We start from the raw sequence: 230 nt of genomic DNA on the forward strand, positions 1-230 counted from the left end.
TTGACGTTGATCTTCAAGGTCGCGGTGCTGCTGTCGCCGTCGGCATCCTTGAGGGTGTAGGTGAAGGTTTCGACGCCAGTGCCGGTGCGGTTGATGAAGTCCGGGTCGGCGGTGTTCAGGGTGTAGGTGTAGGAGCCGTCAGCTGCCAGTACCAGCTTGCCGTAGGTGCCCTCGATGGACTGCGGTGTGATCGGTCCACTGGCGATGCGGTCGGCGCCTTGGGTGTCGTT

At 62.2% G+C, this 230-nt stretch carries 1 protein-coding gene; it reads right to left on the minus strand.

All coding sequences use genetic code 11. From position 1 onward, the window contains the following. Positions 1-230 (minus strand): Ig-like domain-containing protein (locus ACQRAX_RS25755; protein ID WP_427867802.1); only part of this gene is annotated, 230 nt, incomplete at both ends.

This window comes from Pseudomonas sp. UM16 (assembly GCF_050312595.1).
Taxonomy (GTDB): domain Bacteria; phylum Pseudomonadota; class Gammaproteobacteria; order Pseudomonadales; family Pseudomonadaceae; genus Aquipseudomonas.